Annotated in this window: 11 protein-coding genes; 7 read left to right on the forward strand and 4 right to left on the reverse strand. The window is 53.7% G+C overall.

All coding sequences use genetic code 11. The features are described from left to right. The first annotated feature begins 90 nt into the window (after nucleotides 1–90). The 4 genes from ACTJKB_RS08565 (at nucleotide 91) to ACTJKB_RS08580 (ending at nucleotide 5,121) form a co-directional block, all read left to right on the forward strand. A complete protein-coding gene (locus ACTJKB_RS08565) occupies nucleotides 91–2,757 on the forward strand; it encodes a family 78 glycoside hydrolase catalytic domain (RefSeq protein ID WP_440833239.1) in 2,667 nt (888 codons plus the stop codon). 153 nt (nucleotides 2,758–2,910) lie between these two features. Then, complete coding sequence (locus ACTJKB_RS08570; protein ID WP_440833241.1) at nucleotides 2,911–3,309, forward strand: RrF2 family transcriptional regulator; 399 nt, start codon at nucleotides 2,911–2,913, stop codon at nucleotides 3,307–3,309. A 93-nt stretch (nucleotides 3,310–3,402) separates the two neighbouring features. Continuing rightward, a complete protein-coding gene (locus ACTJKB_RS08575; RefSeq protein WP_440833242.1) occupies nucleotides 3,403–4,308 on the forward strand; it encodes a class I SAM-dependent methyltransferase in 906 nt (301 codons plus the stop codon). Nucleotides 4,309–4,665: 357 nt separating this feature from the next. After that, nucleotides 4,666–5,121, forward strand: coding sequence for a GreA/GreB family elongation factor (locus tag ACTJKB_RS08580; RefSeq protein ID WP_440833244.1), 456 nt, complete (start codon nucleotides 4,666–4,668; stop codon nucleotides 5,119–5,121). 489 nt (nucleotides 5,122–5,610) lie between these two features. Here the strand turns inward: ACTJKB_RS08580 and ACTJKB_RS08585 are convergent, their stop codons facing one another. Beyond that, the gene (locus tag ACTJKB_RS08585; RefSeq protein ID WP_440833245.1) at nucleotides 5,611–7,548 is read right to left on the reverse strand and encodes an NAD(+) synthase; all 1,938 of its coding nucleotides are present in this window, start codon (nucleotides 7,546–7,548) and stop codon (nucleotides 5,611–5,613) included. A 233-nt stretch (nucleotides 7,549–7,781) separates the two neighbouring features. Here ACTJKB_RS08585 and ACTJKB_RS08590 point away from each other — a divergent pair, with 233 nt between their 5' ends. The 3 genes from ACTJKB_RS08590 (at nucleotide 7,782) to ACTJKB_RS08600 (ending at nucleotide 14,277) form a co-directional block, all read left to right on the forward strand. Continuing rightward, entirely contained in the window at nucleotides 7,782–9,755 is a 1,974-nt protein-coding gene (locus ACTJKB_RS08590; RefSeq protein WP_440833247.1) for an ABC transporter substrate-binding protein, read from the forward strand. A gap of 177 nt (nucleotides 9,756–9,932) precedes the next feature. Beyond that, nucleotides 9,933–10,973, forward strand: coding sequence for a LacI family DNA-binding transcriptional regulator (locus ACTJKB_RS08595; RefSeq protein WP_440833248.1), 1,041 nt, complete (start codon nucleotides 9,933–9,935; stop codon nucleotides 10,971–10,973). Between the two features lie 79 nt (nucleotides 10,974–11,052). Further along, a complete protein-coding gene (locus ACTJKB_RS08600; protein WP_440833249.1) occupies nucleotides 11,053–14,277 on the forward strand; it encodes an alpha-mannosidase in 3,225 nt (1,074 codons plus the stop codon). Here ACTJKB_RS08600 and ACTJKB_RS08605 read toward each other — a convergent pair. From ACTJKB_RS08605 to ACTJKB_RS08615, 3 genes are all read right to left on the reverse strand, one after another. Next, nucleotides 14,274–14,657 carry a sugar phosphate isomerase/epimerase family protein gene (locus ACTJKB_RS08605; protein ID WP_440833872.1) on the reverse strand — a complete coding sequence of 128 codons (384 nt, stop codon included), beginning with the start codon at nucleotides 14,655–14,657 and terminating at the stop codon, nucleotides 14,274–14,276. The two genes, ACTJKB_RS08600 and ACTJKB_RS08605, sit on opposite strands and share 4 nt — an antisense overlap. 2 nt (nucleotides 14,658–14,659) lie before the next feature. After that, the gene (locus ACTJKB_RS08610) at nucleotides 14,660–15,115 is read right to left on the reverse strand and encodes a sugar phosphate isomerase/epimerase family protein (protein ID WP_440833250.1); all 456 of its coding nucleotides are present in this window, start codon (nucleotides 15,113–15,115) and stop codon (nucleotides 14,660–14,662) included. 130 nt (nucleotides 15,116–15,245) lie between these two features. Continuing rightward, nucleotides 15,246–15,968, reverse strand: a complete 723-nt coding sequence (locus tag ACTJKB_RS08615; protein WP_440833251.1) for a rhamnogalacturonan acetylesterase — start codon at nucleotides 15,966–15,968, stop codon at nucleotides 15,246–15,248. Between the last annotated feature and the right edge of the window lie 16 nt (nucleotides 15,969–15,984).

Raw genomic sequence — 15,984 nt, forward strand, 5'->3', positions numbered from 1 at the left:
GATCATGCGAAGTCATTTAATTTCTATAATTGTAATAGAAAGCGCTTCGAAATTATAGGGTGAATCCAAGAAAAGACGGGGTGGCTGTGGATGTTAAAGGTACAAAAATTACGTGTGGAGTATAAGGAGAATCCGGTCGGGCTTGATGTGCGCCATCCAAGAATCAGCTGGCAGCTTCAAGCGGAGGAGCGGAACGTGATGCAGCAGTCCTATGACATTCAGATTTCCGCGGAGCCGGATTTCGGCACTCTCCTGTGGACCTCCGGCAGAGTGTATTCGGATCAATGTACACATGTGGAGCTGGTGGAACCGGAACTCCGTTCACGGCAGCGGTATTATTACCGCGTGAAGGTGTGGGACCGGGAGAACCGGCATACGGAATGGTCGGAAGCCGCGTTTTGGGAAATGGGGCTGCTGAAAGCGGAGGAATGGCAGGCCGGATGGATCAGCGCACCACTTTCTCTGTTGGGTGCAGAGGCGGAGCAATGTCCGCTTGTACGCCATACTTTTCACATCGATGGCACTCCGCTTCAGGCCAGAATGTACGTGACCGCCCTGGGTCTGTATGAAATGGAATTGAACGGCTCACGGGTGGGCGACGGTTATCTGACTCCGGGCTGGACCAGCTACAATCACCGGCTGCAGGTGCAGACCTATGATATTACGGGGCAGATTGAAGCGGGGGACAATGCGGTGGGTGCCTGGCTCGGGAACGGCTGGTACAAAGGGAACCTGGCCTGGGATAACCGCAAGCATCTGTACGGTGACCGCCCGGCATTGCTGATGCAGATACATCTGACTTTTGAGGATGGGGACGAACAGATCATCTCCACCAGTGAACACTGGACGGCTGCCGCCGGTCCGATTCTAATGTCGGAGCTTTATCACGGTGAGACCTATGACGCCCGTCTGGAGCAGAGCGGATTCAGCAGGGCCGGTTATGATGACAGCGGCTGGTCCCGTGTAGAACTTCTCACCCACCCCAAGGAGATTTTGGTGGCACAGGAGAATGTTCCGGTAAGAAAAATAGAAGAGATTAAGCCAGTTCAGCTACTTAAGACGCCAGCAGGTGAAACCGTACTCGATATGGGGCAGAATATGGTCGGCTGGATGCATTTTACCCTGGAGGCCCCTGGAGGAACTCAGGTACAGCTGCTCCATTTTGAGGTCCTGGATCAAGAAGGAAATGTATATACGGATAACCTGAGACGAGCCAAGCAGACCGTGACGTACATTGCAAAAGGCGGAGGCCCGGAAAGCTACGAGCCGCGTTTTACCTTCCAGGGATTTCGTTATGTGCAGCTGCTCGGATTTGGCGCGAACGTAGCTCTGCAGGATTTCACAGGCATTGTGCTTCATTCGGATATGGAACCTACCGGCTCCTTCACCTGCTCCAATCCGTTGCTGAACCAGCTGCAGCATAATATCCGGTGGGGTCAGAAGGGCAACTTTGTCGATGTGCCGACCGATTGCCCGCAGCGGGATGAACGGCTCGGCTGGACCGGAGATGCGCAAATGTTCATCCGTACTTCCGCATATCTGATGAATGTGGCGCCTTTCTTCACCAAATGGCTTAAGGATCTGGCTGCCGACCAGCTGGACCATGGGGGTGTTCCGTTCGTGATCCCGAATGTGCTGGGTGAAAAGGAGCATTCCTCTGCGGCATGGGGGGATGCTGCGGTCATCTGTCCCTGGACGCTATACCAATGCTACGGAGATAAGCGTATCCTGGAACAGCAATACCCAAGCATGCAGGGCTGGGTAGAATATATCCGACAGCAGGGAAGTGACGAATTTCTGTGGAATACTGGCTTTCATTTCGGCGACTGGCTGGGCCTGGATGCCAAACCGGACAGCTACAGCGGCGCTACGGATACCGATTATATCGCAACGGCGTTCTACGCGTATTCCGTTCAGTTGATGCAGAAGACAGCCCATGTTCTCGGGAAAACAGACGACGCCCAGCGATATTCAGAGCTGTACAGCCGTATTGTGACAGCCTTTAACCGGGAATTCATCACTCCCTCCGGTCGATTATCCGTGTCCACACAAACGGCCTGTGTGCTGGCATTAATGTTCGGGCTGGTGGAAGGAACGGCAAAAGAACGTACCGTTGACAAACTCCTGAAGCTCCTGGAGGAGAGCCACTATCATCTCACTACCGGTTTTGTCGGTACACCGTATCTGAATCTTGTGTTGAGTGAGGTAGGACACACAGATGTGGCTTATCAACTGCTGCTGCAAACGGATTATCCCTCCTGGCTGTATCAGGTGACCAAGGGAGCGACGACCATATGGGAGCACTGGGACGGGATTAAGGAGGACGGCAGCTTTTGGAGCAAGGACATGAATTCCTTCAATCATTATGCGTATGGGGCCATCGGGGACTTTCTGTACCGCCATGTCGCCGGTATTGAGCTGGATGAAGATTTCCCCGGCTACAAAAAATTTGTGATTCAGCCGCAGCCGGGCGGAGATTTAACCTGGGCCGCAGCCGAGCTTGAAACGCTGTACGGGCGTATCCGCTCGGAATGGAGAACGGCAGCGAATCAGCTGGAGGTTTCTGTTTCAGTGCCGCCGAACACTGCCGCTGTGCTGTATCTCCCGAATTCCGTGCTTGCCCAGGTGCGGGAAAGTGATGGATTGCTGGAGCTGGTGGCTGGTGTACATTCGGCAGAACAACTGGGGGATAAAGTGAAGCTAGAGCTGGGCTCGGGCGACTATAGTTTCACTTATGCGGTGGAGCCGCAGCTGTAAGGAGCTGGAACCACAACCGCAATTAGCCTAGTGGGGATAATGTTATGGGAGTACTGGGATTTCTGCAGCGGGAGGCTGTGGAAATCCTTTGTTTGCTTTTTGCTTATATAAGCGCTATTATAGACTAATAAAGTCTTTGATTGAGGTGGTACGATGAAATATTCAAAGGCAACCAATTACGCGCTGCACACCATGCTCTTTCTGGTGGCTGCCGCACCGAATAAGCCCATAGGAGTTCAGCAGCTTGCGGAGCGGCAGGGGGTATCTCCCACGTATCTGTCAAAGATCCTGACCAAGCTGGTGAAGGCAGATCTCATTGAGTCCGCATCCGGCGCGAACGGCGGATACCGGCTGAAGCGCAAGCAGGAAGAGATTTCTTTTCTGGATATCATTCATGCGATTGAAGGCACGGCTTCGTTGTTCGAGTGCACGCTTAATCACTCCAGCATGTGTCCGATTCAGCAGGAGATGATCGCAGCAGAGCAGCAAATGGAGCGGTATCTGCAGAATAAGAAAATGTCCGAGCTTGCCGTGAAAATAACGGTGGACTAATCATCCGCCGTTATTTTGCGGCATGATTATAGATATAGTAAGTCTTTTAAATCTACGAAGTAAAAATGAGCATTTAGAGAGGGATGAGCTGATATGACAACCGATTTATTCAATGCCAGCGTATGGGAGAAGGCCTGGAAAGAGGACCCGGAAGCGATGGGCAATAAATTCAGAATGGCCGGGACGGATCTGGCACGCTCTTTTGACCACAAGGCGAAGACATTTAACGAAGAAGTGTTCAGTGAAGGGGGAAGACGCAGAAGCGAGCGGATTATCGGCTGGCTGGAAGGCCAGGGGGTATCCTTTGAAGGGCAGTCCGTATTGGATGTGGGCGCGGCTTCAGGCGGGTTCACGGTTCCTTTTGCCGATAGAGGGGCGAAGGTCACAGCGGTAGAGCCGAACATTCCATTAGGCGAGCTGTTCATGGAGAATACAGCCAGGTTCCCTCAGGGTCAGGTGGAACTGGTACGTGACTTGTTCGAAAATGTGGATCTTAACGCAAGGGGCTGGAAGGGTGCTTTTGATCTCGTGTTTGTATCCATGTCTCCGGCGGTTGTTGATTGGGAAAGTGTGGAGAGTGTGCTCGGCTGCGCGCGCAAGTATTGCTACATCAGTCTCAATGCAGGGGGCAGGGAGCACAGTCTTCTGAATGATGTTCTTCCTCTGCTGTCCGGACAGGAAGTGCATGCGAAAAGCTCGGATATGGCTTATTTAACCCATTTGCTCTATCTAAAGGGCTATTCGTTCGAGTCACTGATCACGCGGGAGATGAAGAGCATGGAGCTGCCACGCGAAGAGGCAATTGAAGAGACCATGCAGATGCTGAAGCATCATGGGCTACCGGCAGATGGGTCTGCGAGGAGAACCGTTACGGAGTATGTACACCGTACTTATCCAGACGGCAAGGTATCGATTAAGCAGGGAGGACGTTATGGCAAGGTGCTCATCCGGCTGCAGGAGCAGAATATGTATAGCCGGGCTGAAGCTGGCAAGAGCTGAGAGCTGAGAGCTGAGAGCTAAGAGCTGAGAGCTGAGAGCTGAGAGCTGAGAGCTGAGAGCTGAGAGCTGAGAGCTGAGAGCTAAGTGCCAAGTGCCAAGTGCCAAGCGCTAAGTGCTAAGTGCTACACGAGTGGAAGTAAGATGTATGCATGGTGGAAACAGAGTTAATAACCAGTGACCCATGGAGCGGTGAGCATCGCGGCCAGCCGGGCATTGTCTTTCTGACAAAAGATGTTATCCTAATAGATAGATCCCCACCGAGGGATCTATTTTACTATGTGGAAGGATTGATGGAAATGAGAGGGCAAGTACAGATTTTTGAGCAAGAACTGATGAAGAGAGCGGGTGAAATCTACTATGAGCCATAGTTTAGTTACGGATTCACTGCGTGAAGAACTGGTACGGCAGCTAGTATATTTGGATGAGAATACCTTTGGCATCCTGGATCGGGTAGCATTGGAATCACCTGCGGACAGGGCGGAGATCCGTGCATTGATTCAGACGTATCAAGAGCGTGTACAGGGCATATTGACTGGGACGGGTGATGAGCTTAGGTGCTCTGCAGTGCTTATCGGCTCCTGGGTTTCTCTAAAAATCGGTCCGGAAACGCTGAAGGATGCGTATCGCATTGTTATCCCCGGTGAATCGGATCTGGATGAGTACTGTATTTCACTGTGGTCCCCGATGGGTAGAGGGCTGCTCTTGGCAGAACCCGGTCAGACGGTAACGGTCCATACCCCCCTCGGCAGCGACCAGGTGCTTGTACTGAATAACGTCTATGACTATGCATCAGCGGATGAAAAGTTGGGATGATGAGAGTGAACTCTGTAGAGTTTTTTTGCAGGGATATTGTTGAGGTGCTGGGACGGTTGCCGCTGAAAAGCTAAGAGCTGGTTACCGATCGATAATTGCTGGTGAACGTAAGCGAAGTGCTGGTGACCGAAAACGATGTGGAATTTGTACAACTAAATCAGCTGAAAACCGTCCCGATGCGCCGTTAGTGGGATTTTGTCCACTTATTTTATACGGAATGACCAGTTTTGGAGCAAATTGGCCAGATTAGGTTTACTTTTTCCCACTTGCGGTCGTTTGGAAGATGGCAGGCTGGGATTAGGTTTACCTATTCCACTTGGGTTCGCCTTATAGTCCATGCAACTTAAGATTAGCTGACAACCAAGGTCCCCTGGCGGCATGAAAAATGTATTTTACACTAAAACGGCTGCGCTGTCCTTATAGGACGGTGCAGCCGTTGCCGGTTATATGCAAGGAATGTCAGAAAGTCTGCTGTTAAGCGGCTGCCGCCTAGAGTTCTTCCACTTCACGCAGCCAGAGAGCGGCAGAAGCATCGCTTGGCATACGCCAGTCGCCGCGCGGTGAGAGGCTGACCGTTCCCACCTTCGGTCCGTCCGGGAGGCAGGAGCGCTTGAACTGCTGGGTGAAAAAGCGGGTGACGAATACCCGGAGCCAGCTTACCAGCTGCTCCTTGGGATAGGTATCGCCAAAAGCATGCTGGGCAAGATAGAACATTTTGGCGGGGGAAGCGCCGGTCCGCAGCATGTAATACAGGAAGAAGTCATGCACTACATAAGGCCCGAGAATATTCTCCGTGAGCTGGACAATCTCTCCAGTAGCGGATGGCGGCAGAAGCTCAGGGCTGATGCCCGTGTCGATGATGTCGTAGAGCAGCTTGTTCACGGTTTCGTCCGCCTCGTGATCCGCATACCAGGCGACGACATATTGAATGAGCGTCTTCGGAATGCCTGAATTGACGCCGTACATGGACATATGATCTCCGTTATAGGTGCACCATCCGAGGGCAAGCTCTGACAAATCCCCAGTGCCGATCACAATGCCGCCGTTCTTGTTGGCCAGATCCATCAGGATCTGTGTACGTTCCCGGGCCTGAACATTCTCATAGGTCAGGTCGTGAACATCCTTGTCATGGCCGATATCCTCGAAGTGCTGCAGGCAGGCGTCTTTGATATCCACTACTTTGAGCGAAGCTCCGAGCGCCTTAATAAGGCCGACGGCGTTGTCGTAGGTGCGGTTCGTCGTGCCGAAGCCCGGCATCGTAACAGCCAGTACATCGCTGGCCGGACGGCCGAGCAGCTCCATTGCCCGAACGGCGACGAGCAGCGCCAGCGTGGAGTCCAGACCGCCGGAGATGCCGATCACCGCCTGCTTGGTGCCGATGTGGCGGATGCGCTTCATCAGGCCGGAGGTCTGGATCGAGAGAATCTCCCGGCAACGGTCGTCCCGCTGCTGCGGATTGCCGGGTACAAACGGATTGACGGCGATGCTGCGGACCAGCTTTCGTCCCTCATGATGGACGTCCGGTGCGGCATAGAACACCTCGCGGTAATTGCGTCCGCCCTTGCCGGCACGGAAGGTTCCCATCACCGTACGGGAATACTGGATTCTCGGCACGTCGATATCGGCAATGATGATCCGGCTCTCATGGGTAAAGCGCTCGGATTCAGCGAGCATCTGCCCGTTCTCAGCGATCAGCGAGTGGCCGCCGAATACGACATCCGTAGTCGATTCGCCGGTGTTGCAGCCAGCGTAGACGTAGCCTGCGACGCAGGAGGCAGATTGGCTGGTGACCAGCTGGCGGCGGTAGTCGGCTTTGCCCACCAGTTCATTGCTGGCCGAGGGGTTGAACAACAGCGTGGCTCCGGCCTGGGCGAGCAGGCTGCTCGGAGGAACCGGAACCCAGAGATCCTCGCAGATTTCCACGCCGAAGGATATCCCGCCGCTGCCTTCACAGGTGAAGATCAGATCATTGCCGATGGGGACAACCGCTGCACCAACCCGCAGCTCGGAGACCTCGAGATCCTCGGCCCCGGCAAACCAACGGGGCTCATAGAATTCACTGTAGCCGGGGATGCAGGTCTTCACCACAAGTCCCAGGATTTTTCCTTGCTGCAGCACGGCAGCACAGTTGAACAATCTGCTCTTTACAGCAATGGGCAGACCGGCAATGATGATCAGATTCCGCCCCTCAGTAGCTGCGGTGATCTTCTGCAGGGCTTCCAGTGCAGCCTGCTGGAGCATCGGCTGCAGGAATAAATCCGCACAGGTATAGCCGGTAATAGACAGCTCCGGCAGCACCAGATATTCGACCTGATTCTCATCCGCCTGCCGGATGACATCTATAATTTGCGCTGCATTAAACTCGCAGTCGGCAACCCGCAATTCAGGGGAAGCGGCAGCGACTCTTGCGAATCCGAAATTCTGCATTTGTTTCACCTATCCTTTGTATGAATGACACGTACTAATAATTAATTGTACCCATGATGAGGTGCGCATAACAAGTAGGAATGGCCGGATGGGGCGTAATCCTGCTATTTTTCGCTATGGGCAAAGGAGAATCCTTTGCGGAATGGGCAGGAGAAGTCACAGCATTTTATTGCAAATGAGAACGATTATCATCTATAATCACGGTATGAAAGAATGGGAGTTGATAGAGGGCCATGAATCTGAAGGACCACATTTTACTGTGGAATCACTCGTTTATAGAAGTTATAGATATCCGCCGCAGTTCCTTCAGCGGCAGCGCTTCGGATATGAGGTACAAGCTGCCGGCCAGCGCTTTTCTATATGTCATCCGCGGTAGTGGCAAGGTGCTTGTGGACGATTATATCTATGAATTCCAGAGCGCAACAATCATTCATGGCGGCAAGGGCATGGTGATAGAGATATTGCGGATAGCGGAGGCGTTGGAGTACTACTTAGTTCTATATAAATCTGTCCCAATACTTCCTGATCGCAAAAATCTGCTTCCACTTTTGGAGCGCAGCAATCCTTTTAATCACCAGTACACTTTCGTTCCAGGCAATCCACTGACATTATTCGATAAGCTGAACACCATGTACCAGGAGTGGCAAAAGGGCGGAGTGTTTGAGCACTTGCAGGTCAAAGCCCTGTTCTATCAATGGGTACACGAGCTGCTCTGGCAGCTGCATGCCCAGAACCTTGAGCCGCTGAGACCAGATCCGCTGGATCAAGCCATCCGTTATATGCAGAATCACTATAGTGAGCCCTTCACACTGGAAAAGCTGGCTGAATCCGTAGGCAGCAGCCCCAGAACGTTGTCCAGACTGTACAGAATCCGCCTTCAGACCAGTCCAGCACAATACTTAATTCGCATCCGCATGGAAAAAGCGCTGGATTTACTGTTGAACACAGAAGCCAGCCTGCATGATATTGCAATCGCTGTGGGGTATCCGGACGGATACTATTTTGGGCGGATGTTCAAGAAATTTTATGGAGCCTCACCTGTAAAATACAAAAATTCTCTCCAGAGTACGGCGCGTTGGCCGGAAATGTCATCCGAAGTTGCCAGATATGACATTGCCGATGATGTTCACCTTCGTTATATTGATTATGATAATCATTATCAATATAATTCAGAAGGAGTATTATCCATGTTCAGAAATGCAAAACCCTCTCTTTTACTCACACTGTTGTTATGCTTCACGATAGTATTAGGCGCGTGCTCTTCAGGAACCTCCAATACATCTGCTTCCGGTAACAATGCCCCGCCTGCTTCCCCGTCTGCATCTTCAAGTGCCACCGCTGCCCCGGAAAGCCCTGCTGCTGATGTTGCTGAGACCCGCACGATTTCCACTGTAAAAGGAGATATTGAGGTCCCGGCGAATCCGCAGCGTGTAGTCGTGCTCTATCTGCTGGGCGATGTGCTGGCACTGGGCGTGAAACCCATAGGCGTATCCGACGTGTACGAAGGAGCCGCATTCGAGGCGGAGCTGAAGGATGTGCAGAAGCTGGGAAGCTGGTTCGAAGCGAGCCCTGAAGCCATTCTCTCGCTGAATCCTGATCTGATTATCGTTCCATCTGAGGATACTTATGAAGCGCTTCATGACATTGCTCCAACCGTGGTGGTACCTTTTGAGACGATGACCGCTGAAGAACGGGTCTCCTTTATTGGACAAGTGCTTGGTAAAGAGGAAGAGGGCAAGAAGCTGTTCGAAGGGTTCCACGCCAAAGTGGAGGAAAGCAAGCAGAAGCTCAAGGAAGCCGGCATTCTTGAACATACTATTTCGATTATGGAAGGCGGCAATAACCGCAGCATGGCCGTGGTCACACGCAAACAGTTCGGCCGCGGCTCGCAGGTGATCTATGAATACCTGGGAATGAAGGCGCCGGAAATGGTTCAGCAAAAGATCGATTCCGCCGCCGGTGGAGACGGCGAACCCGTATCCTTTGAAGTGCTCGCGAAATACAGCGGGGATTATATTTTCAGATCTTCCTATGAAGGCATGGCAGATTTGACCCAGGATCCGATATGGAATAGCATTCCTGCGGTCAAAGAAGGCCGGCTGATGGAGATTGATTTTGGACTGGCGTACTACAGTGATATTTATTCGCTCAATGCCCAGCTCGATTATATTGTGGGGAGTTTGCTTGCAGCTCCGAGAGTGAAATAATGAACCGGGCTAATATTTAGAATAGGGGACAGCAGAAGCCGTAAAAGGCTGTTGCTGGTCCCTTTTTGCTGCATTCTGATTGTCTGACGTTGTTGAAAGGATACCCGTTCAGCCTTTTTCCATATGGAGGGTATACAATGAATATAACACGTGTTATACTCTTGCCGAGGTGCTGATATGGGCAAAAAAAGAGTGACCAGCCACGACGTTGCGAAGCTGGCCGGAGTATCCCGCAGCGTAGTTTCTGCGGTGCTGAATGATACACCGGGCATCGGCGTCAGCGCGGAGACCCGCGAGAATGTGCTGGCGGCAATCCGCGAATTGAACTATCATGTGGACGCCCAGGCGCGGAGTATGAAGACGGGCCGCAGCATGAGTCTGGCTGCGTTCGGCGATACACGGCATCCGCTGTTCATGCGGCTGCTGGAGGGTATGCAGCAGGAATGTGAGGCGCATGGCTATCACATTCTGCTCTGCTCGCCGGGCCACCGGCCGGACGGAGAAGCGAGAGATGAGCTGGTGGATCTCTACCGCCAGCGGAAGATCGATGGCATCGTGACGCTGGATGATACCAGCTATCACGATGAGGAATGGGCCGCCAAGATTAGCGAAGCGGGCGTTCCGTATGTTTCCGTGGAAGGCTATGCCGAGGCGGAAGGAGTATGCTCTGTGCTGGCCGATTACAAGGGTAGTGTGGAACTGGCTCTGGAGTATTTACTGCGGCCGGGAACTCCACAACTGCTGGCTCCGGTGTATGCCGAGGTGTACCATAACGGCGTCCGCAGCTGGGCGGAGCGGACCCGCAGGGAAGCCTATACAAGCTGGTGTAGCGAACGGGGCATGAGCCCTTTTTGGTTCCGGCTTCCCGAGCTGGAAGGGCGGGTGGATTGGGAGGAATGGCTGCTCAAGCTGTCGGAGATCGGGAAGCCAATGCAGCCGCTGCTGGTGAATTGGTCGAGCGGCATTCCTGATTTGTACCGGGCAGCGAGTAAGCTGGGTCTGCATATCGGTGAAGAGCTGCGGGTGATGGCGGCAGACAACACAATCCAGGGCCACCGTCTAAGCCTGCCGGCCTTAAGCTGTGTGGAAATCCCCTACGTAGGCATGGGGCAAGAAGCGGTCCGCCGTGTGCTCAAGCTTATTGAAGCCGGAGCTGCCCCAGAGAAGGCCGGAAAGATATGGCTGCCAGCGGTGTTAAGGGCAGGCGAAAGTGCGTAAACGGTTAGCTGTCCTTTGACAAGGGCGGCGCAGCCGTTTCCATTAAATATAACACGTGTTATAAGAGGAGGATGGGCAAATGTTTTGGACAGAGGAGAAGCTGGCTGCCCGGCTGCGGGAGCTGGAAGGATACCGTTACCGTGAGATTGCCAAGCTGAATGATTGGCTGGCGGTGGAGGATAAGGATGGGGCGAATGGGATGTACCCTCCGCAGCTCGAAGGAGACAGTAAGCTTCAGCACGGGGATTACTGGACCGGACGGGATGTGTACATCTGGCTCCAGCGGTCAGTGGAAGTGCCTGCCGGGTGGAAGGGGAAACGCGTGGTCGGAATTTTTGACTTCGGCCGGACCGGAGGGGGCAACAATAGCGGCTTCGAGTCGCTGCTATATATTGACGGCAAGCCTTATCAGGGCGTGGATTCCAACCATAAGGAGGTCTTTCTGGAGGAGAATGCCGCAGGGCAGACGCTGGACTTCACTTTCCGCTTATGGTCGGGGCTGGAAGGCGGAGGGCGTCCCGTTCCCCAGGAGCACCGGATCGTGCGCGCAGAGCTGGCTTGGCTGGATGAGGCGGCGGATAATTTGTACTATACAGGCCGGGCGGCTCTCTCCACATACAAGCAGCTTGCGGATAATCAGCCGGAGAAGCAGGATCTGCTGATGGTACTTAACCGGGCATTCAACAAGCTGGACTGGTCCAAACCGGGCAGCGAAGACTTTTATATTTCCGTCCAGGAGGCAGAGTCGCTTCTTCTGGAGCAGCTGGCACTGATTGAGCATAAGCATCCTGTAACCGTAACCGCAATCGGCCACACCCATATCGACGTGGCGTGGTTATGGCGGCTAACCCATACCCGGGAAAAGGCGGCACGTTCCTTCTCCACCGTACTCCGGCTGATGAAGGAGTACCCGGAATATATATTTTTGCAGACCCAGCCTCAGCTATACGCCTACATCAAGGAGGATTACCCGGAGATTTATGCCGAAATCCGCAAGCGGGTTGAAGAAGGGCGCTGGGAAGCCGGCGGCGCAATGTGGCTGGAGGCGGATTGCAACCTAACCAGCGGAGAGTCACTGGTGCGCCAGATTCTGTACGGGACGAAGTTTTTCCGGGAGGAATTCGGTGTAGACTGCAAATATTTGTGGCTGCCGGATGTCTTTGGGTACAGTTGGGCCTTGCCGCAGATTTTACGGAAATCGGGAATAGATACATTCATGACCACCAAAATTAGCTGGAGCCAATATAACCGGATGCCCCATGATACGTTTCACTGGAGAGGGATTGACGGCAGTGAAGTGCTCACTCATTTCATTACCACACCTGAAGGGCCAGACTCCGGCGCCTGGTATTACACTTATAACGGGCTGATTGAACCTTTTTCCGTTCAGGGGATCTGGGATCAGTACCGGGACAAGAATCTGAACCGCGAATTGCTGCTCTCTTATGGTTACGGCGATGGGGGCGGAGGGGTTAACCGGGAAATGCTTGAAATGCGCCGTCGGCTTGATAAAATGCCGGGGATTCCCGCAGTCCAGACGGGCCGGGCAGATGAGTATTTTGAACGCCTGAATGAAACGGTCCGCAGTACCGACCAGTATGTTCATACCTGGGACGGGGAGCTGTACCTGGAATATCACCGGGGAACCTATACGAGCCAGGCCTATAACAAACGGATGAACCGGAAGCTGGAGCTGCTGTACCGCGAAGCGGAATGGCTGCAGGTACTGCTTGCTGCGGAAAAGGGCAGCTTCGGCAGCTATCCTGCGAAGCCGCTGCTGGAAGGCTGGCATACCATCCTTCGCAATCAGTTCCACGATATTATTCCCGGCTCCTCCATCCGTGAGGTGTACGAGGACTCCAGGCTGGAATATGCAGAAGCGGAGCAGATTGGCCGCGCGGCGGCTGATGCTGCAGCAGAAGGGCTGACCGGGTTATCCGGTTCACGGCAGGCAGCGCAGTACACGGTATTTAATGGAGCCTTCTTCGAGCGGACAGAGCTGGCTGCCATTCCTTATGAAGCAGCAGCAGGGGAGCTGGTGTGGAGCACTGCGGACGGTCAGCAGCTTGCTTCCCAGCGCGCAGGGGATGAATGGCTGGTGGAGGTTCCATCCGTTCCGATGCTGGGCAGCACGGTGATCACTTCACGGTCTGTGGCAGACCCCGCGCAACTGCCTTATGCAGCAGATTCTGCTATTACTGCTGGAGGAAAGATTGGCGCTCCGGAAGGTGCAGCCTTAATGCCAGACCGTCCGGTTCCGTTCGAATGGGAGGATTCGCAGCTTACAACGCCGTTTTATGTGTTGGAGTGGAACGAAGCCGGGCAGTTGAGCCGGATCTATGACCGGCGGGAACAGCGGGAGGTGCTGGCTCCAGGTGAGAACGGCAATGTGCTTCAGGTCTTTGAGGATAAGCCGAAGATGTTCGATGCCTGGGATATTGACCTGTTTTATCAGGAGAAAATGCGCGTAATCACCGACCTCCGCTCCGTAGAACTGATGGAATGCGGCATGCTTGCCGCGGTACTGGAATTCACGTGGAAGTATATGGACTCCACCATCATTCAGAGGGTTAAAGTGTACAGCAGAAGCGCACGGATAGATTTCGAGACCAGTGTTGACTGGCATGAGCAGCATCAGCTGTTGAAGACTGCTTTTCCGGTTGCGGTGCGGGCTACGGAAGCTACCTACGACATCCAGTTCGGCAATGTCAAGCGGCCGACACACTGGAATACCAGCTGGGATTATGCGCGGTTTGAAAGTGTGGGCCATCAGTGGGCCGATTTGTCGGAGCGGGGTTATGGTGTCAGTCTGCTGAACGACTGCAAATATGGCTATGACATCAAGGATCATGTAATGCGGCTGTCATTGATCAAGTCGGCAACCGAGCCCGACTGGCAGGCGGATCAGGGGGAGCACCACTTCACGTATGCTTTGCTGCCGCATAAGGGGGACTGGGCAGCGGCAACCACAGTGCAGGAGGCCTGGTCACTGAACAATCCGCTGCATGTGGTTAAGGGCGGTTATTCTTCCGGGGCCGGCAAATCGCTGATTAAGACAGACACCGCCGGCATTGCCGTCGATGCCGTCAAAATGGCGGAGAATGGCGATGGCTTCATCGTCCGCCTGCATGAGTATACAGGCACCCGAATCACCGTAACACTTAACAGTGATTATTCGCTTCATTCCTGGCAGGAATGCGACTTGATGGAGCGGCCGCTCGGCGAAGCTAACATTGGCCAAGCGGTTACCCATGAAATGAAGCCGTATGAGATCAGTACTTTTATCGTAAGATTCTTAGGTTAGACTTCATCATACAGCTTCCGTAGATAATCTGCGCTTTCCTGCACATACTCTTCGGGCGTACTCTCCAGAATGCCTTGAATATGTGGCCGCTTATATTTCATGTAATGGAGCAGTGGAGCAAAGTTCAGCAGGCCTTGGCCTACAGGAACAATCACGATCTGACCGTCTCTGATTGTGAAATCCTTCAGGTGTATGATGGCAATACGGTCGCCGAGCAGCTCCAGCGCTTCCGCAATCACGGCATCCTGCTGCCGGTAATTATCCACGGTCATCAGATTGGCACAATCGAGAATGATCTGCAGATTATTGGAGGGAACCTGTGTGAGCAGACGCCGCGCATGCTGTGCGGTATGGATCGGGTGATTGATCCCCGCTTCAATGCCTACGTTACGCCGAAGCGTTCGGCTTCCGCAACCATAGCCTGCACGGAAACGACTGCCTGCTGGAAGGCTTCCTCTGTAAAATTAGCGGTTGTGTATCCTTTACCCACACTGCCTGTTTCTGTACCTACCAGGCTGGCACCGAAATCCCGGGCCAAACGGAGGTGGGTGCTAAATGCATCCAGGGCCAGTATTCTTCGGGCGGGATCAGAATCGACGATATTCACATAGCAGCCGAGCACGGCAATTCGGATTCCGGCTTGCCGGAAGGATTCGCCATAAAAAGCAGCGGTACCGGGACTTAGACTGGATATCGCGGGGACACTCTCCGGAAAAGACTTATGTACAGCGAACTGAATGTGTGTTAAATGGTACCGGCAGAGCTTGGCGGTCAGCTCCGTCAGAGGGTTCTGGCCAAAATCATGGGCGCGTATACCCAGGTGAAGCGGTGCAGTCATGATATACCCTCCAGTTTATTAAAAATAGAATCTATATTGAAGCACACAAGCCGCAAGCGGGTCCGCTTGCGGCTTGTGGTCTATGGTCCCATGCGATCAGATCCATCTATTTCCCGGTCAGCGGCAAGTCTTACGGCTTGGAGACGACCTCTTCTGCCCTAAGCCCTGGCTGCCGCAAATATGCACTCAAGGCAATCAGCTCTGTGGACTGCCGGATCGCCTCGGCGACCAGGTTAGCCACACGGGCAGCGCCTTCCTTGGAGAAGTGCGTATCATCCGTGACACCCTCCGGATAGTTGGGGTGCCCGTTTGCGGGCAGATGCATGAACAGCTGCCGCGAGCCTTCTTCTCCCAGCACGCGATATAGCTGCTGGGAGGAAGCAAAGATATCGAGCAGCGGCGTACCGGTCTGTGCCGCGACCTCGCGCACCGCTGCCGGATACGGCCCGATGGCGAGTGGATCGGGTTCGCCGCCTGCAGTAAACCGGCGGCGGCTGACCGAAGTCAGCAGAACAGGATATCCGCCGCAGCTGCGGGCGAAATCAATGAACGTGAGCAGATTCCGGCGGTACTCTGTAGCGGGATCGGTATAACGGGCAGGGTCCTCTACCTTCTGGTCATTGTGTCCGAACTGGATCAGCAGGTAGTCGCCGGACCGGAAATCTTTGCCGATATCCTCAAGCCGGCCTTCTGTCAGATAAGAGCGGGTACTGCGCCCGTTAACTGCCCGGTTGTCTACGGTAATCTCAGGGCCAAAATGCTCCTGAAAGAATTCACCCCAGCCGGTCATCGGCTTCTCGCCCCCGCCTTTCTGAGCGGCAGTAGAGTCACCGGCAATATATAGCGTAGGCATAATAGGCTTCCTTTCC

This window comes from Paenibacillus sp. 22594, assembly GCF_052044425.1.
Taxonomy (GTDB): domain Bacteria; phylum Bacillota; class Bacilli; order Paenibacillales; family Paenibacillaceae; genus Paenibacillus_AQ.

Coding starts and splice junctions, on each gene's coding strand:
- ACTJKB_RS08565 (WP_440833239.1), top strand. CDS start 91: ATGTTAAAGGTACAAAAATTACGTGTGGAGTATAAGGAGAATCCGGTC.
- ACTJKB_RS08570 (WP_440833241.1), top strand. CDS start 2,911: ATGAAATATTCAAAGGCAACCAATTACGCGCTGCACACCATGCTCTTT.
- ACTJKB_RS08575 (WP_440833242.1), top strand. CDS start 3,403: ATGACAACCGATTTATTCAATGCCAGCGTATGGGAGAAGGCCTGGAAA.
- ACTJKB_RS08580 (WP_440833244.1), top strand. CDS start 4,666: ATGAGCCATAGTTTAGTTACGGATTCACTGCGTGAAGAACTGGTACGG.
- ACTJKB_RS08585 (WP_440833245.1), bottom strand. CDS start 7,548: ATGCAGAATTTCGGATTCGCAAGAGTCGCTGCCGCTTCCCCTGAATTG.
- ACTJKB_RS08590 (WP_440833247.1), top strand. CDS start 7,782: ATGAATCTGAAGGACCACATTTTACTGTGGAATCACTCGTTTATAGAA.
- ACTJKB_RS08595 (WP_440833248.1), top strand. CDS start 9,933: ATGGGCAAAAAAAGAGTGACCAGCCACGACGTTGCGAAGCTGGCCGGA.
- ACTJKB_RS08600 (WP_440833249.1), top strand. CDS start 11,053: ATGTTTTGGACAGAGGAGAAGCTGGCTGCCCGGCTGCGGGAGCTGGAA.
- ACTJKB_RS08610 (WP_440833250.1), bottom strand. CDS start 15,115: ATGACTGCACCGCTTCACCTGGGTATACGCGCCCATGATTTTGGCCAG.
- ACTJKB_RS08615 (WP_440833251.1), bottom strand. CDS start 15,968: ATGCCTACGCTATATATTGCCGGTGACTCTACTGCCGCTCAGAAAGGC.